This is a genomic window from Acrocarpospora macrocephala (genome assembly GCF_009687865.1).
GTDB classification, from domain to species: domain Bacteria; phylum Actinomycetota; class Actinomycetes; order Streptosporangiales; family Streptosporangiaceae; genus Acrocarpospora; species Acrocarpospora macrocephala.
On the sequence record NZ_BLAE01000145.1, the window covers coordinates 1 to 3,939 of the forward strand.

The 3,939-nt window shown below is 65.3% G+C and carries 2 protein-coding genes; both read left to right on the forward strand.

All coding sequences use genetic code 11. The features are described from left to right. The first annotated feature begins 77 nt into the window (after positions 1-77). Positions 78-1,361: a tyrosine-type recombinase/integrase gene (locus Amac_RS53280; RefSeq protein ID WP_155362060.1), complete on the forward strand. Its 1,284-nt coding sequence runs from the start codon at positions 78-80 to the stop codon at positions 1,359-1,361. 266 nt (positions 1,362-1,627) lie between these two features. After that, positions 1,628-3,859, forward strand: coding sequence for a tyrosine-type recombinase/integrase (locus Amac_RS53285; protein ID WP_218041817.1), 2,232 nt, complete (start codon positions 1,628-1,630; stop codon positions 3,857-3,859). Positions 3,860-3,939 lie beyond the last annotated feature (80 nt).

Sequence of the window (3,939 nt, forward strand, 5' to 3'; positions counted from 1 at the left end):
ACGAGTTAACTGAACTAAATCATGAGTTTTCGCAGTTCAGGGGCATGTTGGCGGTGTCTCTGTTAGCGTCCCGCCTCATGGTCGGTGGGAATGATCAGCTGGATCTGGCGAGGGTGGTCGTACTCGATTTGGGACGGCTGGCCGAGACCGGGAATGCATGGGAGCCGTTCCAGCTGCTGGATGCTGACGGTGTACTGGTGGAGCCGGTGGCTGTTTTCTTCGCCGGGCTCCAGGCGGAGGAAAAGTCGGTTTCGACGCTGAGAGCCTACGGCAACGACTTGTTGCTGTGGTGGCGGTGGCTGGCGGCTGTCGGGGTTGCGTGGAACCACGCGACCACGATCGAGGGTCGGGACTTCCTGCGGTGGATGCGGATCGCGGACAAGCCGACTCGAGTTCATTGGCGTTATCGGGATGGGGCTTCGCCACCAGCCTCAGATGAGAAGCCCGGAACGGTGAAGCGTGCGTCGGCGGGGGCGAACCCGGTGACGGGGAAGGCAGGGCCTGGCCTCAAGTACGCGCCCGCGACCAGGGCGCGCGCCGAGTCGACCTTGCGCACCTTCTATGACGTCCACCTGGAGACTGGCCAGGGTCCCATCATCAACCCGTTCCCGCTGGACCGGTCGCGGCGTGCGGGCCGGGCCAACGCCCACCACAATCCGATGGACCAGTTCAAGCGTGGGCGGAAGGGTCGTTACCGGCCCAAGGTTTCGAAGCGTATCCCCAAGCGTATCCCCGACGAGCAGTTCAACGAGATCTTCGCCGGGTTGAAATACCACCGGGACCGGGCTCTGCTGGCGTTCTGGGTGTCGACCGGTGCCCGTGCCGAGGAGTTGCTGGACTCCTTCCAGGGTGACGTGTATCCGGGTGACCAGTTGATCTCGGTGACCCGTAAGGGCAGCCGGGATATCCAGCAGATCCCGGTCTCGCCGGACGCGTTCGTCTGGCTGCGGCTCTACCAGGAAGAGATCTGGAAGCGGGGAGCTCCCCGGGGCCGCGACCAGCCGTTGTGGTTCACGCTCCGGCGGCCGTTTCGGCCGCTCACCTACGCGGCGGCCCGCGCCATGTTCCAGCGCGCCAACGAGTTGCTCGGCTCAAACTGGGGCATCCACGACCTGCGGCACACGGCCGCTTGGCGGATGGCCCAGGACCCAGAAATGTCCATCACCGATGTCCAGTGGATCCTCGCGCACGTCTCGCTGGAGACCACCCAGCTCTACACCGCTCCCGACCAGCACGAAGTCATCGTCAACACCCGGGCCTACCACCAGCGGCGGGCCAGCAAGCCCGCCCAGACGCCTCCGCCGCCGGCTCCGGGCTACAACCCCGAGTCTCTGCGCACCCTGTTCGGGGACCCCTCATGACCATCCGGACTCAACCTCCTGAGCAGGAGACCCGATCTCAGGCCGGCGGTCAGTGGCAAGGTGCCGCCTCCGCCGCCGGCGAGGCGCTCAGGCAACTCCGGGCCAAGTTCCCGCCCCGTTCGATACCTGAGGCATGGCCGGCCACCTGCGCCAGTACGGAGCAGATCGTGGAGCGCCTGGACCGCCCACCGTTGCGAAGCGCCAACAAGCACACACACTATTCGCGGCGGACTGGGGCGCTCAGGTTGTTGGCGTGGTTGGAGACGATGCCCGGGACTACCTGGCAGCAACGGTGGCTGGCTTCCGGTGCCCAGGAGTCGGGCGCGGAATGGACGAACGAGCCGTTGTCCTGGTGGCAGGGACGAGACGGGCGATGCAACAGGGACCTGCTCGGGGCCGGGCTGGTCGCCGTGCTCTGCGCGGACGTGTTCCGGCCGGATCTGGAGTGGCTGTCGCGGATCGTCCAGTCCCAGCACTGGCGGAACGCGGTCGCGGCCCATCGCGATCCGCGGGGCTACGCCGACCTTCAGGCCGCGATCGGCCAGGAGACGAGCTCATCGAGCAGGGTGGCGATCGCGCTCGGCCAGATCGCCACCCTGGTCCTGGCCAAGGGCGGTGGCGTCAAGGACATCGTCGTCGGTGACTGCCTGGAACTTCGAGAGGTCGAGGCGAGGACTCGAGTCAAGAAATCCGCAGGAAGATCGCATTTCTACAGCATGCTGCGGGACCTGGGCATCTTTCCCGCCGACGCCCCGCCGACCATGCAGTATCTGCAAATCTACTCCGGCCAGCTCACCGTCGAGCAACTCGTGGACCGCTACTCCCTGCAGTGCAAGCCAGTCCGGGACCTGATCGTCGACTACCTGCACGAACGCCAGTCAATCCTGGACTACACCAGCTTGCGGCAAGCCTCCCGGACCCTGAGCATGCACTACTGGAAAACCCTGGAGTCCATCCAACCGGGGATCGAATCCATCCGTCTCAGCCCCGAGATCGCCGATGCCTGGAAAGAACGCCTCCGCACGAAGGTCACCCGCCAGCGGCAGCCGGACGGCTCCATAGCCGAGATTTCCTCACCTCGCACTAACGTGGTGAGCCTCCTGACGTCAGTCAGGGCGTTCTACCTCGATATCGCCCAATGGGCCGCCGAAGACCCCGCCCGCTGGGGGCCATGGGCCGTGCCCTGCCCGATCACGTTGGCCGAGATCTCGGCCAAGAAGGGCAAGGCGCACCGGAAAGCCCGGATGGATCAACGCACGCGCGAACGGCTTCCCGCGCTACCCGCTCTCGTCCAAGCCGCGCATCAGCAACTTCAGCAAGCCCGGCTCCGCCTGGACGCCTTCAACAGCGCAATGCCCGGCGAGTCCTTCACGGTCCTGGACCAGACGTTCATCAAGCAGAAGAGCTCCGGCGCTCATGGTCCATCCACCACTGCCTACGCCTTCGACACCGCAGGTCGTCGCCACAACCTGGGTTCCGCCGAGCGGCGGGCATTCTGGGCGTGGGCGACGGTGGAGTTCCTGCGGCACACCGGCTGCCGGATCGAGGAGATGCTGGAGACCAGCCACCACAGCATCACCCAGTACACCCTGCCCGATACCGGTGAACTCATCCCGCTGCTACATATCGCGCCCTCCAAGACCGACGAGGAACGCCTCCTGGTCATCGACGTCGAACTGGCAGATGTCCTTGCCGCGATCGTCACCCGAGTCCGTGACAGCACCGGGCAAATCCCCCTCGTCGCCTCCTGGGACCCCCACGAGAGGGTCTGGAACCCGCCCATGCCACTGCTGTTCCAGTGGCGGAACGGCGGCCATCTCCGCGGAGTCAGCGACAGCGCGATTCGCCTAAGCCTGAAACTGCTCCTCGAACAGACCGGCCTCACCGACACATCAGGGCAACCACTGCGCTACACACCCCACGACTTCCGAAGGCTCTTCACGACCGAGGCGATCCTCAACGGGATGCCCCCGCACATAACGCAGTTGATCTTGGGGCACAAGGACATTAATACCACCATGGGGTATCACGCCGTCTATCCCCAAGAGGTGATCAACGGTCACCGGGCCTTTATCGCCCGCCGACGGGCGCTGCGTCCCAGCGAGGAGTACCGCACTCCGACCGACCAGGAGTGGGAGGAGTTCCTCGGCCACTTCCAGCGGCGGAAGTTGGCCTTGGGCGAGTGCGGCCGGGCTTACGGGACGAGCTGCCAACACGAGCACGCCTGCGTGAGATGCCCTCTCCTGCGCGTCAACCCACATGAGAAGCTGCGCCTGGTCGAGATCCGCGACAACACGGTCGCCCGCATCGCCGAAGCCAACGAACGCGGCTGGCTGGGCGACCTCGAACAGCTGGGCCTCACCCTCACCGCCGCCAACGGCAAGCTCGCCCAGCTCGAAGAACGAGTACGGAAGGCCGCCGTCGTCCCTCTCGACATGCCGACCTTCCGCGACGTCGCCGGCCGCACGGCCACCCTGCCTGCAAGGAGGCGGAGCTGAAAGCTGTCCGCATCGACGTTCACAGCCAAGCTCCCGCAACCCCTCTTCATGATCGTTTGATAGTTCAGAGAATACGGCAC

Coding starts and splice junctions, on each gene's coding strand:
- Amac_RS53285 (WP_218041817.1), top strand. CDS start 1,628: ATGCCCGGGACTACCTGGCAGCAACGGTGGCTGGCTTCCGGTGCCCAG.
- Amac_RS53280 (WP_155362060.1), top strand. CDS start 78: ATGGTCGGTGGGAATGATCAGCTGGATCTGGCGAGGGTGGTCGTACTC.